This window comes from Vibrio sp. 1069 (assembly GCF_033340555.1).
Window position 1 is genome coordinate 1 of record NZ_JAWOWP010000637.1, and the last position, 594, is coordinate 594.

Consider the following 594-nt stretch of genomic DNA (forward strand, 5'->3'; position numbering starts at 1 on the left):
AATACCTTGCCATTAGCGTTTATGTATAGTCTTTCGACTTATAGTTTTTTTGACCATGCCAATGCAGCTTTTTCTATCAGCGCATAAGCATGCTCGAATGCTTCCCTGCTTTGTCTGTATGGGTCAGGGATATTTTTTTCTTTGATCCATTGTCCAAATAGCATGGTTTTACCACGAGCCTCCGGAGCAATTTTTGTTAAGGCTTCTAAATGGCCTTTTTCCATTACCAGTATAAGATCGTACTGAGCACAGAGCTCTGGTGTTAATTGTTGTGCTTCATGCCCATCTAAACTAATACCGTGTTCACTGGCGAGGTTTGCAGCCATTTGATCTGCGGGCTTTCCTGATAGATGACTTTTGTGGACAGCTAAGCCTGCTGAAGCCACTTGCTTATTAGGAAGCAAAGATTGTAAAAGTCTTTCCCCGGTCGGGGAGCGGCAAATATTGCCTACACAGACAACGAGAATATTAGAAAACAAGTTCTCACCCTATTTAAGCTATTGCTAAATAATCGAATCTACATGCTCTATCTTGTTCTGAAGAGCAACAACGGTTCTTTTGGTATTAGAAAAGAGCACAAGGTTCAACTCTTGT

Annotated in this window: 1 protein-coding gene; it reads right to left on the reverse strand. The window is 41.2% G+C overall.

The window, feature by feature from the left end; all coding sequences use genetic code 11:
• Nucleotides 1-38: 38 nt before the first annotated feature.
• A complete protein-coding gene (locus R7040_RS28190) occupies nucleotides 39-479 on the reverse strand; it encodes a low molecular weight phosphotyrosine protein phosphatase (protein ID WP_318097849.1) in 441 nt (146 codons plus the stop codon).
• Nucleotides 480-594 lie beyond the last annotated feature (115 nt).